This window comes from Rhizobium sp. N122 (assembly GCF_002211295.1).
Classification (GTDB): Bacteria; Pseudomonadota; Alphaproteobacteria; order Rhizobiales; family Rhizobiaceae; genus Rhizobium.
Window position 1 is genome coordinate 156,966 of sequence record NZ_LOKU01000007.1, and the last position, 15,441, is coordinate 172,406.

Annotated in this window: 14 protein-coding genes; 7 read left to right on the forward strand and 7 right to left on the reverse strand. The window is 61.8% G+C overall.

Annotated features, from left to right (window positions below; genetic code table 11):
* Positions 1 to 12 precede the first annotated feature (12 nt).
* From hisH to hisB, 3 genes are read right to left on the reverse strand one after another with little or no spacing between them, the layout of a single operon-like run.
* Complete coding sequence (gene hisH / locus ATY75_RS07285) at positions 13 to 663, reverse strand: imidazole glycerol phosphate synthase subunit HisH (protein ID WP_088937005.1); 651 nt, start codon at positions 661 to 663, stop codon at positions 13 to 15.
* 2 nt (positions 664 to 665) lie between these two features.
* The gene (locus tag ATY75_RS07290) at positions 666 to 1,148 is read right to left on the reverse strand and encodes a DUF2628 domain-containing protein (RefSeq protein WP_088937006.1); all 483 of its coding nucleotides are present in this window, start codon (positions 1,146 to 1,148) and stop codon (positions 666 to 668) included.
* Between the two features lie 22 nt (positions 1,149 to 1,170).
* Complete coding sequence (gene hisB / locus ATY75_RS07295; protein ID WP_088937021.1) at positions 1,171 to 1,779, reverse strand: imidazoleglycerol-phosphate dehydratase HisB; 609 nt, start codon at positions 1,777 to 1,779, stop codon at positions 1,171 to 1,173.
* A 175-nt stretch (positions 1,780 to 1,954) separates the two neighbouring features.
* Between hisB and hslV the strand changes: the two genes are divergently transcribed.
* From hslV to ATY75_RS07325, 6 genes are all read left to right on the forward strand, one after another.
* Positions 1,955 to 2,482: an ATP-dependent protease subunit HslV gene (gene hslV / locus ATY75_RS07300; RefSeq protein ID WP_064835508.1), complete on the forward strand. Its 528-nt coding sequence runs from the start codon at positions 1,955 to 1,957 to the stop codon at positions 2,480 to 2,482.
* Positions 2,469 to 2,981, forward strand: coding sequence for a GNAT family N-acetyltransferase (locus ATY75_RS07305; RefSeq protein WP_088937007.1), 513 nt, complete (start codon positions 2,469 to 2,471; stop codon positions 2,979 to 2,981). The genes hslV and ATY75_RS07305 overlap by 14 nt, the downstream gene beginning before the upstream one ends.
* A complete protein-coding gene (hslU, locus tag ATY75_RS07310) occupies positions 2,978 to 4,285 on the forward strand; it encodes an ATP-dependent protease ATPase subunit HslU (RefSeq protein WP_088937008.1) in 1,308 nt (435 codons plus the stop codon). The genes ATY75_RS07305 and hslU overlap by 4 nt, the downstream gene beginning before the upstream one ends.
* A gap of 190 nt (positions 4,286 to 4,475) precedes the next feature.
* Positions 4,476 to 5,423, forward strand: a complete 948-nt coding sequence (locus ATY75_RS07315) for a DUF1402 family protein (protein ID WP_088937009.1) — start codon at positions 4,476 to 4,478, stop codon at positions 5,421 to 5,423.
* A 48-nt stretch (positions 5,424 to 5,471) separates the two neighbouring features.
* Positions 5,472 to 6,884 carry a cytochrome P450 gene (locus ATY75_RS07320; protein WP_088937010.1) on the forward strand — a complete coding sequence of 471 codons (1,413 nt, stop codon included), beginning with the start codon at positions 5,472 to 5,474 and terminating at the stop codon, positions 6,882 to 6,884.
* Positions 6,885 to 6,968: 84 nt separating this feature from the next.
* On the forward strand, positions 6,969 to 9,140 hold the full coding sequence (locus tag ATY75_RS07325; RefSeq protein WP_088937011.1) for a malate synthase G: 2,172 nt from the start codon (positions 6,969 to 6,971) through the stop codon (positions 9,138 to 9,140).
* Between the two features lie 76 nt (positions 9,141 to 9,216).
* Here the strand turns inward: ATY75_RS07325 and ATY75_RS07330 are convergent, their stop codons facing one another.
* Entirely contained in the window at positions 9,217 to 9,900 is a 684-nt protein-coding gene (locus ATY75_RS07330; protein WP_088937012.1) for a L,D-transpeptidase, read from the reverse strand.
* A 179-nt stretch (positions 9,901 to 10,079) separates the two neighbouring features.
* On the opposite strand from ATY75_RS07330, the gene ATY75_RS07335 reads away from it, so the two are divergent.
* Positions 10,080 to 10,574 carry an MmcB family DNA repair protein gene (locus ATY75_RS07335; protein WP_049732699.1) on the forward strand — a complete coding sequence of 165 codons (495 nt, stop codon included), beginning with the start codon at positions 10,080 to 10,082 and terminating at the stop codon, positions 10,572 to 10,574.
* A 12-nt stretch (positions 10,575 to 10,586) separates the two neighbouring features.
* Here ATY75_RS07335 and ATY75_RS07340 read toward each other — a convergent pair whose 3' ends face one another.
* The 3 genes from ATY75_RS07340 to hrpB form a co-directional block, all read right to left on the reverse strand.
* On the reverse strand, positions 10,587 to 11,165 hold the full coding sequence (locus ATY75_RS07340; protein ID WP_064835522.1) for an ActR/PrrA/RegA family redox response regulator transcription factor: 579 nt from the start codon (positions 11,163 to 11,165) through the stop codon (positions 10,587 to 10,589).
* Positions 11,166 to 11,232: 67 nt separating this feature from the next.
* Complete coding sequence (locus tag ATY75_RS07345) at positions 11,233 to 12,543, reverse strand: ActS/PrrB/RegB family redox-sensitive histidine kinase (protein WP_088937013.1); 1,311 nt, start codon at positions 12,541 to 12,543, stop codon at positions 11,233 to 11,235.
* 23 nt (positions 12,544 to 12,566) lie between these two features.
* Positions 12,567 to 15,032 carry an ATP-dependent helicase HrpB gene (gene hrpB, locus ATY75_RS07350; protein WP_088937014.1) on the reverse strand — a complete coding sequence of 822 codons (2,466 nt, stop codon included), beginning with the start codon at positions 15,030 to 15,032 and terminating at the stop codon, positions 12,567 to 12,569.
* Between the last annotated feature and the right edge of the window lie 409 nt (positions 15,033 to 15,441).

The following is a 15,441-nucleotide window of genomic DNA, read 5'->3' on the forward strand; positions in this document are numbered from 1 at the left end:
GAGGCGGCGGTATTACGGGTTCCAGCGGAGGAAATTGGCGATCAGCGCCAAGCCGAGTTTCTGGCTCTTTTCCGGGTGAAACTGTGCACCGACCATGTTGTCGCGTCCGACAAGAGCGGTCATCGCACCGCCATAGTCGACGGTCGCGATGACGTCGTCGGCATTCTCGGCGGCCAGATGATAGGAATGCACGAAATAGGCATGCAGCCCGTCCGGGCCGGTCGCAATGCCGTTAAAGATCGGGTGGTCCCGCTGCAGGTCGAGTGTATTCCAGCCGATCTGCGGGATCTTCAATTGCGGGTCATCGGGCGTCATCCCGATCACATCGCCGCGGATCCAGTTAAAACCGTGCGTCACGGTCTTTTCGAGGCCGCGCGAGGACATCAGCTGCATGCCGACGCAGATGCCGAGGAACGGCCGCGCCTTCTTCTCGACGGCCTCGATCAGCACCTCAGCCATGCCGGGAACGGCATCGAGACCGCGCCGGCAATCGGCATACGCGCCGACGCCTGGAAGCACGATACGATCGGCCGCGGCAACATCCTCAGCCCTGTCGGTCAGATCGATCTGCGCATCGATACCCGCCTCGCGCGCGGCCCGCTCGAAAGCCTTGGTCGCCGAGCGCAGATTGCCGGAGCCATAGTCGATAATCGCGACGCGCATCGTCAGCGTCCTCCATCAAAACCAAAGAGACCAAGCGATGTCGCTTGGCCGTGCGGGCCGTTCGGTCGGCTCTTGTTCTCCCAGCCCGGCGCGGCGGCATCAGTGTCGGGCCCCGCCGCCCGGTCGGAAAAGTAGACGTCTTCGGCAATGCCGATCGTATCGGCCGCTATCAGTGCGTCTTCATTCCAGCCCTTGCCGGCCAGGTTGCGGATGCGCAAATTCTGGCCCTCCAGGCCGACCAGCAGGTTCACGCCCAACGTGATGGCTGCTCCCGCCGGCCAGAGACCCGGCTCGTCCATCAGCGCGCCGCCGATTGCCTGCAGCAGAAAGGCAGCCGCCGCGTATAACCACAGCCGATGGAACAGCAGCCAGGCCCATGGAAACAGCAAACCGAGCCACGTGAAGCCGTCGCGGATCACACGCGTTTCGTCAAGGCGCGTGCCAGCGCTGCCGGGCGGTGTCAGGAAGATATAGCTTGATGTCATTGTCGCCGCTCCCTTGAAGGGCTCAGACGAGCGTGCCCTTGGTAGAGGGAACGCGGCCCGCCTGTCTCGGATCGATCTCTGTCGCCGTGCGCAATGCGCGGGCGACGGCCTTGAAGCACGTCTCGGCAATATGGTGGTTGTTGGCGCCATAATGGTTGAGAATATGCAAGGTGATGCCGGCATTCTGGGCAAGCGCCTGGAAGAATTCGCGAACGAGTTCGGTGTCGAACGTGCCGATCTTCGGCGCACTGAAGGCGACGTTCCAGACGAGGAACGGCCGGCCGGAAAGATCGACCGCAGCTTTGGTCATCGTCTCGTCCATGGCGAGATCGATCGACGCGTAGCGCGTAATGCCGCGCCGGTCGCCGAGCGCCTTGGAGATCGCCTGGCCGATGGCAATGCCCGTATCCTCGACCGTGTGGTGGTCGTCGATATGCAGGTCGCCCTGGGATTCGATCTCCATGTCGATCAGGGAATGCCGCGCAAGCTGGTCGAGCATATGGTCGAAGAAGCCGACACCGGTCGAAATCTTCGATTTGCCGGTGCCGTCGAGATTGACGGAGACGGAAATCGAGGTCTCGTTGGTCTTGCGGGAAACGCTGCCCGTACGGCTTGCTGCGGTCTCGGCCATATGGCCCTCCATCGGAATAAGGCCGTTCCTTATCAGGCGCATCGGCAAATATCCAGAAGCCGGGCAAGAGAAAAGCCTGGCCATTTGCAAACGGCGCCGGCCCACTTACATAGGGCTCAACAGGGCCAATGTCTGGTCTCGCGTAAAGCCCGCGTCATGGGCAGACAGGTGTTTGATGACAACGATCATTACAGTTCGAAAAGGCGGCAAGGTGGTGATGGCCGGCGATGGCCAGGTGAGCCTCGGCCAGACCGTCATGAAGGGCAATGCCCGCAAGGTGCGGCGCATCGGCAAGGGCGACGTCGTCGCCGGTTTTGCCGGCGCCACCGCCGATGCCTTCACCCTGCTCGAACGGCTTGAAAAGAAGCTGGAGCAATATCCCGGCCAGCTGATGCGCGCTGCCGTCGAACTCGCCAAAGACTGGCGCACCGACAAATACCTGCGCAATCTCGAAGCCATGATGCTCGTCGCCGACAAGTCGATCACGCTGGCGATCACCGGCAACGGCGATGTTCTGGAACCGGAGCACGGCACGACGGCGATCGGTTCCGGCGGCAATTTTGCCCTAGCGGCCGCCCTGGCACTCATGGATACCGACAAATCGGCCGAAGAGATTGCCCGCCGCGCCCTCGAAATCGCAGCCGACATCTGCGTCTACACGAACCATAATGTCGTGGTGGAAGCGCTGGATGCCGAAGGCTGAACCCTATGCCTTCCGGCCGCTTGCCGTGGCTGATCTGCCGCTCGTCGCCACATGGCTGGAAAGCCGGCATGTCAGGCGCTGGTGGCGCGATCCGGCCGAGGCGCTGGCTTCAATGGAAGAGCATATCGATGCGGCTTCCGTCTCTTGCTTCATCGTCACTTTGAATGGGAAGGACTTCGCCTTTATTCAGGCCGCCGATCTCGACGACGAGGACGATGAAGCGCTCGCCGGCCAGCCGAAGGGCACCTACGGCATCGACCAGTTCATCGGCATAGAGGAACTCGTTGGCAAGGGTCACGGACCGGCCTTTATGATAGGGTTCTGCGATATGCTCTTTGCAAAGGGCGCGCGGCGGATCCTCGTCGATCCGCATCCTGACAATGCATTCGCAATCAGAGCCTATACCAAGACGGGCTTTCAAGGACTTGGCGAAACAACGACTAAATACGGCCGGGCGCTGTTGATGGCCCTGGACCGCCAGGAGAATGATACGCAATGACCACCTTTTCCCCCCGCGAGATCGTTTCCGAACTCGACCGCTACATCATCGGCCAGCATGACGCCAAGCGCGCCGTTGCGATTGCGCTGCGCAACCGCTGGCGCCGCCAGCAGCTCGACCCGAGCCTGCGCGACGAAGTCATGCCGAAGAACATCCTGATGATCGGCCCGACCGGCGTCGGCAAGACCGAGATCTCCCGCCGCCTGGCAAAACTCGCCGGCGCGCCCTTCATCAAGGTGGAAGCGACCAAATTCACCGAGGTCGGCTATGTCGGCCGCGATGTCGAGCAGATCATCCGCGATCTGGTCGAGGTCGGCATCGGCCTGATGCGCGAGAAGAAACGGACCGAGGTCCAGGCCAAGGCGCATGTCAGCGCCGAGGAGCGTGTTCTCGATGCGCTGGTCGGCACCACCGCATCGCCTGCCACCCGCGAAAACTTTCGCAAGAAGCTGAGGGACGGCGAACTCGACGACAAGGAAATCGATATCGAGGTGGCCGACGCCGGCTCCGGCATGGGCGGCTTCGAAATACCCGGCATGCCGGGCGCCAATATCGGCGTGCTCAACCTGTCGGAAATGTTCGGCAAGGCGATGGGCGGCCGCACCAAGAAGGTCCGCACCACGGTCAAGGCCTCCTACAGCGATCTGATCCGCGACGAATCCGACAAGCTGATCGACAATGAGGTGATCCAGCGCGAGGCCGTTCGCTCCACCGAGAATGACGGCATCGTCTTCCTCGACGAAATCGACAAGATCGCCGCCCGCGACGGCGGCATGGGCGCCGGCGTTTCGCGCGAAGGCGTGCAGCGCGACCTGCTGCCGCTCGTCGAAGGCACGACGGTTTCGACCAAATACGGGCCGGTGAAAACGGACCATATCCTCTTCATCGCCTCCGGCGCCTTCCACGTCTCCAAACCGTCGGATCTTCTTCCCGAGCTGCAGGGGCGCCTGCCGATCCGTGTCGAATTGCGCCCGCTGAACAAGGAGGATTTCCGCCGGATCCTGACCGAGACGGAAGCAAGCCTCATCCGCCAGTATCGCGCGCTGATGGAAACCGAAAGCCTGAACCTCGAATTCACCGACGACGCCATCGATGCGCTCGCCGATGTCGCCGTGCATCTGAACTCCTCCGTCGAAAACATCGGCGCCCGGCGTCTGCAGACGGTGATGGAGCGGGTCCTCGACGATATTTCCTACAATGCGCCCGATCGCGGCGGCACGGCCGTCACCATCGATGCCGCCTATGTGCGCGAGCATGTCGGCGATCTCGCGCAGAATACCGATCTCTCGCGCTTCATTCTGTGATATCGGCGCACCGGTCCATGTCTTTCCCGATGTGAATGCCGGATTGTGACGAACTCTATCCTCGACAGCGGGCCTTTTACTTTTTAGTGAAGGCCCGTTTTGTTTTCCGCTCCGGCTTTATTCGGCCAAGATTCTGGTCCAGTCAGCCGCATCGCAAACAGGACGATGGAACGGGACGGGATAGCGGATCGTGCGACGCCTTTTGACAAGCCTTTTGATTGCCGCTGCCCTGGTGAATTCGGCGCCTGCCTTCGCCATGCAGACGGTTCCGGCCGGCAACCGTCATGCCGAGCAGCCCGATATTCCGGGCGCGTCGGTGAGACGCACCAAAGGAACCAAGAGCAGCTTCGATCTGAAATATGAAAAGGTCCACGAGCTTCTGGCGACCGATCGCGAGCTGATGGGCAAGATCCGTAAGGTCTCCAGCGCTTACGGCATCAATCCCATCCATGTCGTCGGCGCGATCGTCGGCGAACATACCTATAATGTCGACGCCTACGACCGGCTGCAGGCCTATTATGTCAAGGCTGCCTCCTATGCCGGAGAAAGCTTCCGCTTCGCCTATGACGGCGAAAACGTCGACGATTTCGTGGCGCGGCCGCAATTTGCCGAATGCAAAGCCAAGAGTGATTCCTACACGCTCTGGTCCTGTCGCGAGGATGTCTGGGAAAGCGATTTCCGCGGCAAGACGGTGGGTGGCAAGTCCTTCCCCAACAATCGTTTCAGCGCGGTCTTTTTTCAGCCCTTCTATGCCGGCCAGACCTTCGGCCTCGGCCAGGTCAATCCGCTGACGGCGCTGATGCTCTCCGATCTGGTGGCCCGCGTCTCCGGTTACCCGAAGCTGAACGAAAAGAATGCCGGCGCCGTCTACAGGGCGATCATGGATCCCGATATCTCGCTCGCCTTCGTCGCCGCCTCGATCCGCCGGTCGATCGACGATTACAAGGAGATCGCCGGCATGGATATCTCGGGCAATCCCGGCCTGACCGCGACGCTTTATAATGTCGGCAATTCGCGCCAGCGCGCCGCAGCCCTTGCCGCGAAAAACCGCGGCTCCGGCGCCACCGCCTGGCCCGAAGAGAATTATTACGGCTGGCTGATCAACGACAAGCTGGACGAACTCAAGGGCCTGCTCTAGCTTCAGGCCTGACGGGAAGATGTCGATCTTCCCCGAAAGGCTTTTCCGATGGACATGCGTCCTGATCCCTTCGTTCCGCCGGCGCCGCTGCCGCGCACCGTGCCGCCGAGCCGGCTGGAAATCATCCGCACCATCCTGCGCAACCCGCTCGAACTCTGGGGCGAACCCTCCTACACGCTGCCCTGGATCCGCACCAATTTCTTCGGCCAGAGGACGCTGATCGTCAATGATCCCGACCTGATCAAGCATGTGCTGGTCGACAACGCCAATAATTACCGCATGTCGGATGTGCGCCAGCTCGTCCTGCGTCCGATCCTCCGCGACGGTCTTTTGACGGCCGAAGGACCTGTCTGGAAGAGATCACGCAAGGCGGTTGCGCCCGTTTTCACACCCCGCCACGCCCAGGGATTCGCCGGGCAGATGCTGCGCCAGTCGGAAGACTATGCCGGCAAATATCAGAGCGCGGGCGAGGCGGGGGCAATTTTCGATATCAGCACGGATATGACCGAGCTGACCTTCGCGATCCTCGCCGACACGTTATTTTCAGGTGAAATCGTCACTTCGAGAGGCCATTTTGCCGATGACGTCAATGCTCTCCAGCATCGCATGGGCCGCGTCGATCCGATGGATCTAATGCGCGCGCCGTCCTGGGTTCCACGTGTGACACGCATCGGCGGTCAGAAAGTGCTGGAGAAGTTCCGCGCCATCGTGCGCAACACGATGGATATGCGGTTGGCTAAGATGAAGGCCGATCGCGGTACGGCACCCGAGGATTTCCTGACGCTGCTGCTGGAACAGGAAGGCCCCGACGGGCTGACGAAGGAAGAAATCGAAGACAATATCCTGACCTTTATCGGCGCAGGCCATGAGACCACGGCGCGGGCGCTGGCCTGGACGCTCTATTGCGTCTCGAACAGCCCGCATATCCGCCAGGCGATGGAGGTGGAAATCGACGCGGTGCTCGCCACCGGAGCCGAACCGGTGGCATGGCTGGATATGATGCCGCAGACGCGTGCCGCCTTCGAGGAGACGTTACGCCTCTATCCGCCGGCGCCATCCATCAATCGCGCCGCCATAGCCGATGATTCCTGGATAAGCCCCAAGGGCGAGCGGATCGAGCTCGAGACCGGGATCACGGTGCTGATCATGCCCTGGACGCTCCATCGCCACGAACTCTATTGGGACAGACCGCGCGCCTATATGCCCGAGCGTTTCCTGCCCGAAAATCGCAGCTCTATCGGGCGCTTCCAGTTTCTGCCTTTCGGCGCCGGTCCGCGTGTCTGCATCGGCGCCACCTTTGCGCTTCAGGAGGCGGTGATTGCCCTTGCCGTCCTGATGCATCGCTATCGCTTCGATTCCACCGACGAGACCAATCCCTGGCCGGTGCAGAAGCTGACGACGCAGCCGCAGAACGGACTGCCGATGCGGGTGACGCCGCGCATAATTTCCCGACAAGCATAAATCTTTCGAATTATTGCGGAATTGACTGTGAATGAAAGCCGGGCAAAGTGGCAGCATTCACAGTTGTTGCAGGGAGAATGTCGCATGAGCCGCATTGAAAAGAACGGTCTTGCCATCGAAGCCATCCTTCATGATTTCCTCGTCAAGGAGGTGCTGCCTGGCTTGGCGGTCGATGCGGACAAGTTCTTTGCCGATTTTTCGGCGATCGTCCACGATCTGGCTCCGAGGAATCGGGCGCTGCTGGCAAAACGTGACGAGCTGCAGCTCAAGATCGACGACTGGTATCGTCGGCACGGCGCCCCGAGCGATATGGACGACTACCAATCCTTTCTGCGTGGAATCGGCTATCTCCTGCCGGAGGGATCGGACTTCCAGGTGTCGACCCAGAATGTCGACCCCGAGATCGCCTCGATCGCCGGCCCGCAGCTGGTCGTTCCGGTGATGAACGCCCGTTATGCGCTGAACGCCGCCAATGCCCGCTGGGGCTCGCTCTATGATGCGCTTTATGGCACGGACGCCATTCCGGAGAGCGACGGCGCCGAAAACGGCAAGGGGTACAATCCGAAACGCGGTGAGAAGGTCATCGCCTGGGTGCGCGATTTCCTCGACACATCGGTGCCGCTGCAGGAGAGCCACTGGAAGGATGTCGGCGGTTTCGCCATCAAGGATGGGGGGCTCGCCCTCCGATCGACCGATGGCGAACAGGCAATGCTTGCGGATCGCGGGCATTTTGCCGGCTATCGCGGCGATGCCGTCGCTCCGACCCATATTCTCCTCAAGAACAACGGCATCCATATCGAGATCGTCATCGACGCGACGACGGCAATCGGCAAGTCCGATCCGGCTCATATTTCCGATGTCTGGCTGGAATCGGCGATCACGGCGATCATGGACTGTGAGGATTCGATTGCCGCCGTCGACGCCGAGGACAAGACCGTCGTCTATCGCAACTGGCTCGGCCTGATGAAGGGCGATCTGCAGGAGGAGGTGGCAAAAGGCGGGGTAAGCTTCATCCGCAAGCTCAACCCGGACCTGGAATACAGGGGTCCCGATGGCGCCGCCTTCGAAGTGCATCGCCGCTCGCTGATGCTGGTGCGCAATGTCGGACACCTCATGACCAATCCGGCGATTGTCGACAAGGACGGCAACGACGTGCCTGAGGGCATCATGGATGCCGTTATCACCGGCCTGATTGCGCTTTATGATATCGGCCCGGCTGGCCGGAGGAAGAATTCCCGCGCCGGCTCCATGTATGTGGTCAAACCGAAGATGCATGGGCCGGAAGAGGTGGCTTTCGCCGTCGAGATCTTTTCGCGGGTCGAAGATGCGCTTGGCATGGCGCGCAACACCATCAAGATGGGCATCATGGATGAGGAACGCCGCACAACGGTTAATCTCAAGGAGTGCATCCGCGCCGCCCGCGAGCGCGTCGTCTTCATCAATACCGGTTTCCTCGATCGCACTGGCGACGAGATCCACACCTCGATGGAGGCCGGCCCGATGATCCGCAAGGGCGATATGCGCCAGGCCGCGTGGATATCGGCCTATGAGAACTGGAATGTCGACATCGGCCTCGAATGCGGTCTTGCCGGCCATGCCCAGATCGGCAAGGGCATGTGGGCGATGCCGGATCTGATGGCGGCGATGCTGGAGCAGAAGATCGCCCATCCGAAGGCCGGCGCCAACACCGCCTGGGTCCCGTCGCCGACGGCGGCAACCCTGCACGCTACCCATTATCACCGCGTCAATGTCGCCAGGGTTCAGCAGGGGTTGAAGGACCGCGCCCGCGCCAAGCTCTCCGACATTCTCTCGGTACCCGTTGCGGTGCGGCCGAACTGGACGCCGGAGGAAATCCAGCGCGAACTCGACAACAATGCCCAGGGCATCCTCGGCTACGTCGTGCGCTGGATCGATCAGGGCGTCGGCTGCTCGAAGGTGCCCGACATCAACAATGTCGGCCTGATGGAGGATCGCGCCACCTTGCGCATCTCGGCCCAGCATATGGCGAACTGGCTGCATCACAAGGTCGTCACCGAGGCCCAGATCGTCGAAACGATGAAGCGCATGGCGGCCGTGGTCGACCGGCAGAACGAGGCGGATCCCCTCTACCAGCCAATGGCCGGTAATTTCGACGGCTCGATCGCCTTCCAGGCCGCCCTCGACCTCGTGCTGAAGGGCAGGGAGCAGCCGAACGGCTATACCGAGCCGGTTCTTCATCGCCGGCGCCTCGAGCTGAAGGCGAAGCCGGCCGGTTGAGGGTATAGCCGAGAATAGAAAAAGGCCGCCGGAGCGACAGTCCGGCGGCCTTTTTTATACCGAATTCGGTCTCTACTTACTGGATAACGATGACCTTGGACGTGCCCTTGCCGGGACGGACGCGGCTGTAAAGGTCGATCACGTCCTGATTCATCAGGCGAATGCAGCCCGAGGAAGCGGCGGTGCCGATCGAAGACCATTCCGGCGTGCCGTGCAGGCGGAACAGCGTGTCTTTGCCATCGTCATTAAAGAGATACATGGCGCGCGCGCCGAGCGGATTGCTGAGGCCCGGGCCCATGCCGTCTTCGACATATTTGGCGACATCCGGACGGCGTTCAGCCATTTCCTTCGGCGGGTGCCAGGTCGGCCATTCCTGCTTCCAGGCGACGTAGGCAGTGCCGGCCCATGCGAAGCCCTGCTTGCCGACGCCGATGCCGTAGCGCATCGCCTTGCCGTTGGCCAAGATGTAATAGAGGAAGCGCTCGCGCGTGTTGACGATGATCGTTCCGGGACGCTCCGTGGTCTGGTAGCTGACGACCTGGCGGCGGAACTGCGGCTTGACCCTGTCGATCGGGATCGCCGGCAGAGAGTATCCGGCATCCTTGGTTACGCCATAGGCGTCGTTGAAGATCTGGGCTGTCTGTACCGTCGGGCCTGCGCCCTTGTCGTCGACGGATGCGCTGTCTGATGTCGAGGAGCAACCGGCCAGTGCGAGCGTCGTCAGCAGGCCAAGTACCGGGAATGCATTGCGGATGCGCATAGATGACTCTTGAAGTTTTGGGGCAAGGAGAACAGTCTTTCGACCATTGTTGATTATGGTTTATTTTCGATTAACTTGCGCTTTGCAAGGCTACTGCAGCGCGACAAATCCGTCTGCGGCGCAAATTAAAAGCGCATGGTTTTTTTGCAACAACACGCCAGCCCCTGGGATGGTTATCCATGACGATTTTGAGCGTTTACAATAACAATCCGTTAATTGATGGCCGGCAATCGGACAGGGCCATGATGGTGCGGCGGGGAACGCAGATATTGCTGCATGAAATGCGCCACGCGGTGCTACCCGAACTGCCGCTGGCGAGCGGCCGCCGCGCCGATTTGATCACCGTTTCGGAAAAGGGCGAGGTCTGGATCATCGAGATCAAGACGTCGATCGAGGATTTCCGGGTGGATCGTAAATGGCCGGAATACAGGCTGCATTGCGACCGGCTGTTCTTCGCCACTCACGAAGGTGTGCCGCTCGACATCTTTCCCGAGGAGTGCGGGCTTTTCCTCTCGGACGGTTACGGCGCCCATATGATTCGCGAGGCGCCGGAACACCGCATGGCCCCGGCCACACGAAAATCCGTCACGCTCAACTTCTCGCGCGCCGCCGCCCAAAGGCTGATGATGGCCGAATGGGCGAACGGTAAACCGTTCACCGTCGATGATGTCTGATGGATATGTCGGTTATTTCGGCGCCCGTTTGGCAAGGATGCGCTGCAGCGTGCGCCGGTGCATATTGAGCCGGCGCGCCGTTTCCGAGACGTTGCGCTCGCACATTTCATAGACCCGCTGGATATGTTCCCAGCGCACCCGGTCGGCCGACATCGGGTTCTCCGGAAGCTCGGCCTTTTCGCCCGCCCGCTGTGTCAGCGCCGAAAAGACGTCGTCGGCATCCGCGGGCTTTGCCAGGTAATCGACGGCGCCGAGTTTTACGGCGGTCACCGCGGTTGCGATATTGCCGTAGCCGGTCAATACGATGATTCGGGTGTCGTCGCGCCGCTGGCGGATCGCTTCGATGACATCAAGCCCGTTGCCGTCGCCGAGCCGAAGGTCGACCACCGCATATTTCGGCGGCCTGCCTTTCGATTTCGCAACGCCTTCGGCGACCGATTCGGCCGTCTCCACCTGGAAACCGCGCGTCTCCATCGCCCGGGCCAGCCGGCGCAGGAACGGCCCGTCATCATCGACGATCAGCAGGCTGGCGTCGGGACCGATATGATCTTCATCCCCAGCGGCGAAATTTTCGTGATTTTGTTCTGTCATCGTCTTGCCCTGGCGCTTGAACGCCCGATCTGCGTCAACCGCTTATATCCTACTTATGCCGACAAAGTCACTTTGTCGAATTTGCGTCGATCAGCATGCGCGGCCATTCGATCCGGATCCGCGCGCCCGCACTTTCCGGGTCGCGATTCTCGAAAGTCAAAGATGCCCCCGAGCGCTCCAGCAGGGTCTTGGCGATGAAAAGCCCGAGGCCGAGGCCGCCCGCCGTATCCTCTTTCTGCCGCCTGGTCATGTAAGGCTCGCCGATCCGCGTCAGAATATCGGGGGCATAACCAATGCCGTCATCCTCGATGACGATCAGCACTTTATCGTGATCATGCTCGACGGTGATCTTCACTTTCTCCCGCGCATAATCGACGGCGTTTTCGATCAGATTGCCGAGCCCGTACATGATGCCGGCATTGCGGTCGGTCACCGGCTCGTCCTTGCGCGGGCTCTTTTCGATCAGCTCCAGGATGATGCCGAATTCCCGGTGCGGCGCGACGACCTCCTCGATCATCGAGGAAAGCGGCAGCCGGCGCATATGCGCTTCGCCTTCCGACGAGAGTGTCGTCAAGCGCCGCAGAATGTCACGGCAGCGTTCGCTCTGGCTGCGCAACAGCATCACATCCTCGCGGAAACGATCGTCGTCCTTGAGTTCGCGCTCCATTTCCTTGGCGACGACGCTGATCGTCGCAAGCGGCGTGCCGAGTTCGTGGGCGGCCGCAGCCGCCAGTCCGTCGAGCTGCGAAAGATGCTTTTCCCGCTGCAGCACCAGTTCGGTCGCAGCCAGCGCATCGGCAAGCTGGCTCGCCTCCATCGACACCCGATAGGCATAGAAGGCGGCGAACGCCATCGTCGAGGCGATCGAGCACCAGACGCCGAACTGCATGACGTTGTGGACATTGATTTCGACGCCGTCGAACCACGGCAGCGGAAAGGGCGAAAAGGCAAGCACCGTGATGCAGATCATCGCAAAGCCGATCAGCGCCGTACTGTAACGGATCGGCTGCGAGGCAAACGAGATGATAACCGGCACGCAGACGAGGGCGGCGAAAGGATTGGCAAGGCCGCCGGTGATGAAGAGCAGCGCGCAAAGCTGCAGAAGATCGAAGCCGAGCAACGCGAAGGCGGCCGGCGATTCGAGCCGGTGTGTCGGCGGATAGCGGATCGTCAGGTAGAAGTTCACCCAGGCAAGGGCGGCGATCAGCGACGAGCTGGCAATCAGCGGCAACGGAAATTTCAGCCAGAAGGCGACGATGAACACCGTCAGCGCCTGCCCGCCGACGGCAAGCCAGCGCAGCCGGACCAGCGTTTGCAGGCGCAGCCTGCGGCTGCTGTGGCGGTCCTCCAGCGTAAGGCTTTCCGTCTTGTCGATCATGCCGCGGGCTCCTTCAGTGGGCCTCATGTACCACGCGGTTTTGCCCGTGTCGTCGGCAAGGCGTCTTCCGGCCGCTCCGGCCAGGGATGCCGGGGATAGCGGCCGCGCATATCGGCGCGCACATCCTTCCATGAGCCGGCCCAGAAGCCCGGCAGGTCGCGGGTCGTCTGGATCGGCCGGTGCGCTGGCGAGGTCAGTTCGAGCAGCAGCGGCAGACGGCCGCCGGCGATCGCCGGGTGCTGCTTCAGCCCGAATAGCTCCTGCACGCGGATCGTCAGCACCGGCTCCTCGCCTTCATATTGGATCGGATGCCTTTGGCCGGTCGGCGCTTCGAAATGGGTCGGCGCAAGTCGGCTAAGGTCGCGCTGCAACTCGTGCGGCACCAACGACATCAGCCCGTTCGAAAGCCCGGCCGCGGAAATTTCGGAGAGGCCGCGGGCCTCCGTCTGATAGGGGCCGAACCAATCGTCCAGCCGGGAAAGCAGGGCATCGTCCCCGACATCGGGCCAGGGATCGCCGATCGTCCGGTGAAGAAATCCGATCCGCTCGCGAAGCTGCATGGCCTCCTTGGAGAAGGCGAGATGATCGAGCCCGAGCTCGCGCACCCCCTCCACCAGCGCCTGGGTGACCGCCGCTCCGGAAGGTCGTGGCAACGGCGTTTCTTCGAAGACGATCGCGCCGAGCCGGGTTGCCCGTCGAGCCCGTATCTGCCGGCTTTGCCGGTCGAAGAAGATCTGATCGCCGGTTTTGATCTCGCCGGGCAGCTCGGCTTCAATATCGGCGCGTGTCACCTCGGCCGCCGCCAGAACCCGCGCCTGCGCCGCCCGCCCGGTAAGGTCGGCGATAACCAGCATCTGGCTGCCGGCCAGCCTCTCTGTTTCAGGCAATTCCGCGCCGCGCCCGTTCGCCATCACGAATCGGCCGCGCCCGCCGCGCTGAAGGGCGATTCGATCCGGGAATGCATGCAGCAGCAGCTGGCCCGCAAGCGCCGGCGCCGGTGCGGTAACTCTGTCGAGGCCGCTCGCCAGCCGCCCCGCCAGCCGCCGTGAGGCCTCCGCTCTTTCGCCGCGTTCGGCCTTGAAGCGTCGCAGCCGCTCCTCGATATCGATATTCGTTCCACCCAGCCCCTGTTCGGTGAGAAGCACGGCGATCGATGCAGCATCCCGGGCGTGCCCCGATTCGCCAGCGGAAACGACCATGGCGGCAAGCCGCGGCGGCAAAGCGAGATCGCGCATTACCTTGCCGCGTGCCGTCAGCGCCCCATCCTTGTCGAGCGCGCCGAGCTGGCCAAGCAGCACCCGCGCTTCCTTAAGCGTCGTCTCCGGCGGCTGGTCGACAAAGGCAAGCGATCCCGGATCCTGAACGCCCCAATGGGCGAGATCAAGCACCAGTCCGGAAAGATCGCTGGACAGGATCTGCGGCGGCGTGAAGGCCGGCAGGGCCGCCGTCTGTCCCTGGTGCCACAGCCTGACGGCGATGCCCGGTTCGGTTCGTCCGGCACGGCCCGCCCGCTGATCGGCGGACGCCCGCGACACGCGCACCGTCTCCAGCCTTGTGATCCCGGTCGACGCCTCGAACACCGGCAGGCGCTGCAGCCCGCTGTCGATTACGATCCTGACGCCGTCGATGGTGATTGAGGTTTCGGCGATCGATGTCGCCAGCACGATCTTGCGCGTGCCCTTCGATGCCGGCCGGATTGCCGCGTCCTGCTCCTTCTGGCCAAGATTGCCATAGAGCGGCGCAATCAGTGTCTCGGGTCCAAATCGTCCCTGCAGCCGTTCGGCGGTTCGGGTGATCTCCGCCTGGCCGGGCAGGAAAGCGAGGATGGAGCCGGTTTCAGCGGCATGGGCATCGAGGATCGCCCGCGTGACAGCATCCTCGATGCGCTCGCCGCCCGGCCGATCCTGGTAACGGATATCGATCGGAAAGCTGCGCCCCAGGCTTTCGATGACAGGCGGATGGTCGAGCAGGGCCGCCACACGTTCGACGTCGAGGGTCGCAGACATGACGAGAATACGCAGGTCCTCGCGCAGCGCCGATTGGACGTCGAGCGCCAGCGCCAGCCCGAAATCGGCATCGAGCGAACGCTCATGGAATTCGTCGAAGATCACCGCAGAGACACCGGCGAGCTCCGGGTCGTCGAGGATCATCCGGGCAAAAACCCCCTCGGTCACCACCTCGACCCGCGTCGCCGCCGATATCCTGTTGTCGAGGCGCATGCGGTAGCCGATCGTCTCGCCGACCTGTTGGCCGAGCAATGACGCCATCCGGCTTGCCGCTGCCCGCGCCGCCAGTCGCCGCGGCTCCAGCAGAATGATCTTGCCGTCGCCGCGCCAGGCCTGGTCAAGCAGGTAAAGCGGCACCAGTGTCGTCTTGCCGGCGCCGGGCGGTGCGGAAAGGACGGCACGTTTCTGCTCGGCCAGGGCGGCGCCGACCGCCGGCAGGACATGGGAAACCGGAAGTTCCGGCAATGATGCACTGATTGTCACTTTCGCCCTGTCATCGTCTCATAGGTAAGGATAGTGCCGGCCAGCCGTTCTTCATCGAGAACAAGCATCCTTCACTCTGCCGGATCGGTTTTTCCGCCCAGACTAGCCAGTGAGGCGCGTTATAGGCAAGCACCTGGAATTGCCTCATAGGCTTCCCATATAAGCCTTGCCTCCCTCGCCGAAGCCATTCTTTCGGGATTCGGCGAAAACGAATCTCAAAAACGCCCGATCGGGCGGCGAATTTCTTCGTTTTGGAAGTGAGACGACAAAAGCCGTGAGTTTTCAATCTGTTACAAAAATGTCAAAAAACTTTTGGTATGGCTGTTGACTTGGAAAAGGGGTTAGTTCTATAAGCCCACTCACTGAACGAGGGCGGCGGCGCTGCTGGCGACGAAGTCTTTCGTTCTAA

Excerpts from the sequence above, each read along its gene's own strand:
- hisH (WP_088937005.1), bottom strand. The coding sequence starts at position 663 with ATGCGCGTCGCGATTATCGACTATGGCTCCGGCAATCTGCGCTCGGCG.
- ATY75_RS07290 (WP_088937006.1), bottom strand. The coding sequence starts at position 1,148 with ATGACATCAAGCTATATCTTCCTGACACCGCCCGGCAGCGCTGGCACG.
- hisB (WP_088937021.1), bottom strand. The coding sequence starts at position 1,779 with ATGGCCGAGACCGCAGCAAGCCGTACGGGCAGCGTTTCCCGCAAGACC.
- hslV (WP_064835508.1), top strand. The coding sequence starts at position 1,955 with ATGACAACGATCATTACAGTTCGAAAAGGCGGCAAGGTGGTGATGGCC.
- ATY75_RS07305 (WP_088937007.1), top strand. The coding sequence starts at position 2,469 with ATGCCGAAGGCTGAACCCTATGCCTTCCGGCCGCTTGCCGTGGCTGAT.
- hslU (WP_088937008.1), top strand. The coding sequence starts at position 2,978 with ATGACCACCTTTTCCCCCCGCGAGATCGTTTCCGAACTCGACCGCTAC.
- ATY75_RS07320 (WP_088937010.1), top strand. The coding sequence starts at position 5,472 with ATGGACATGCGTCCTGATCCCTTCGTTCCGCCGGCGCCGCTGCCGCGC.
- ATY75_RS07325 (WP_088937011.1), top strand. The coding sequence starts at position 6,969 with ATGAGCCGCATTGAAAAGAACGGTCTTGCCATCGAAGCCATCCTTCAT.
- ATY75_RS07330 (WP_088937012.1), bottom strand. The coding sequence starts at position 9,900 with ATGCGCATCCGCAATGCATTCCCGGTACTTGGCCTGCTGACGACGCTC.
- ATY75_RS07335 (WP_049732699.1), top strand. The coding sequence starts at position 10,080 with ATGACGATTTTGAGCGTTTACAATAACAATCCGTTAATTGATGGCCGG.
- ATY75_RS07340 (WP_064835522.1), bottom strand. The coding sequence starts at position 11,165 with ATGACAGAACAAAATCACGAAAATTTCGCCGCTGGGGATGAAGATCAT.
- ATY75_RS07345 (WP_088937013.1), bottom strand. The coding sequence starts at position 12,543 with ATGATCGACAAGACGGAAAGCCTTACGCTGGAGGACCGCCACAGCAGC.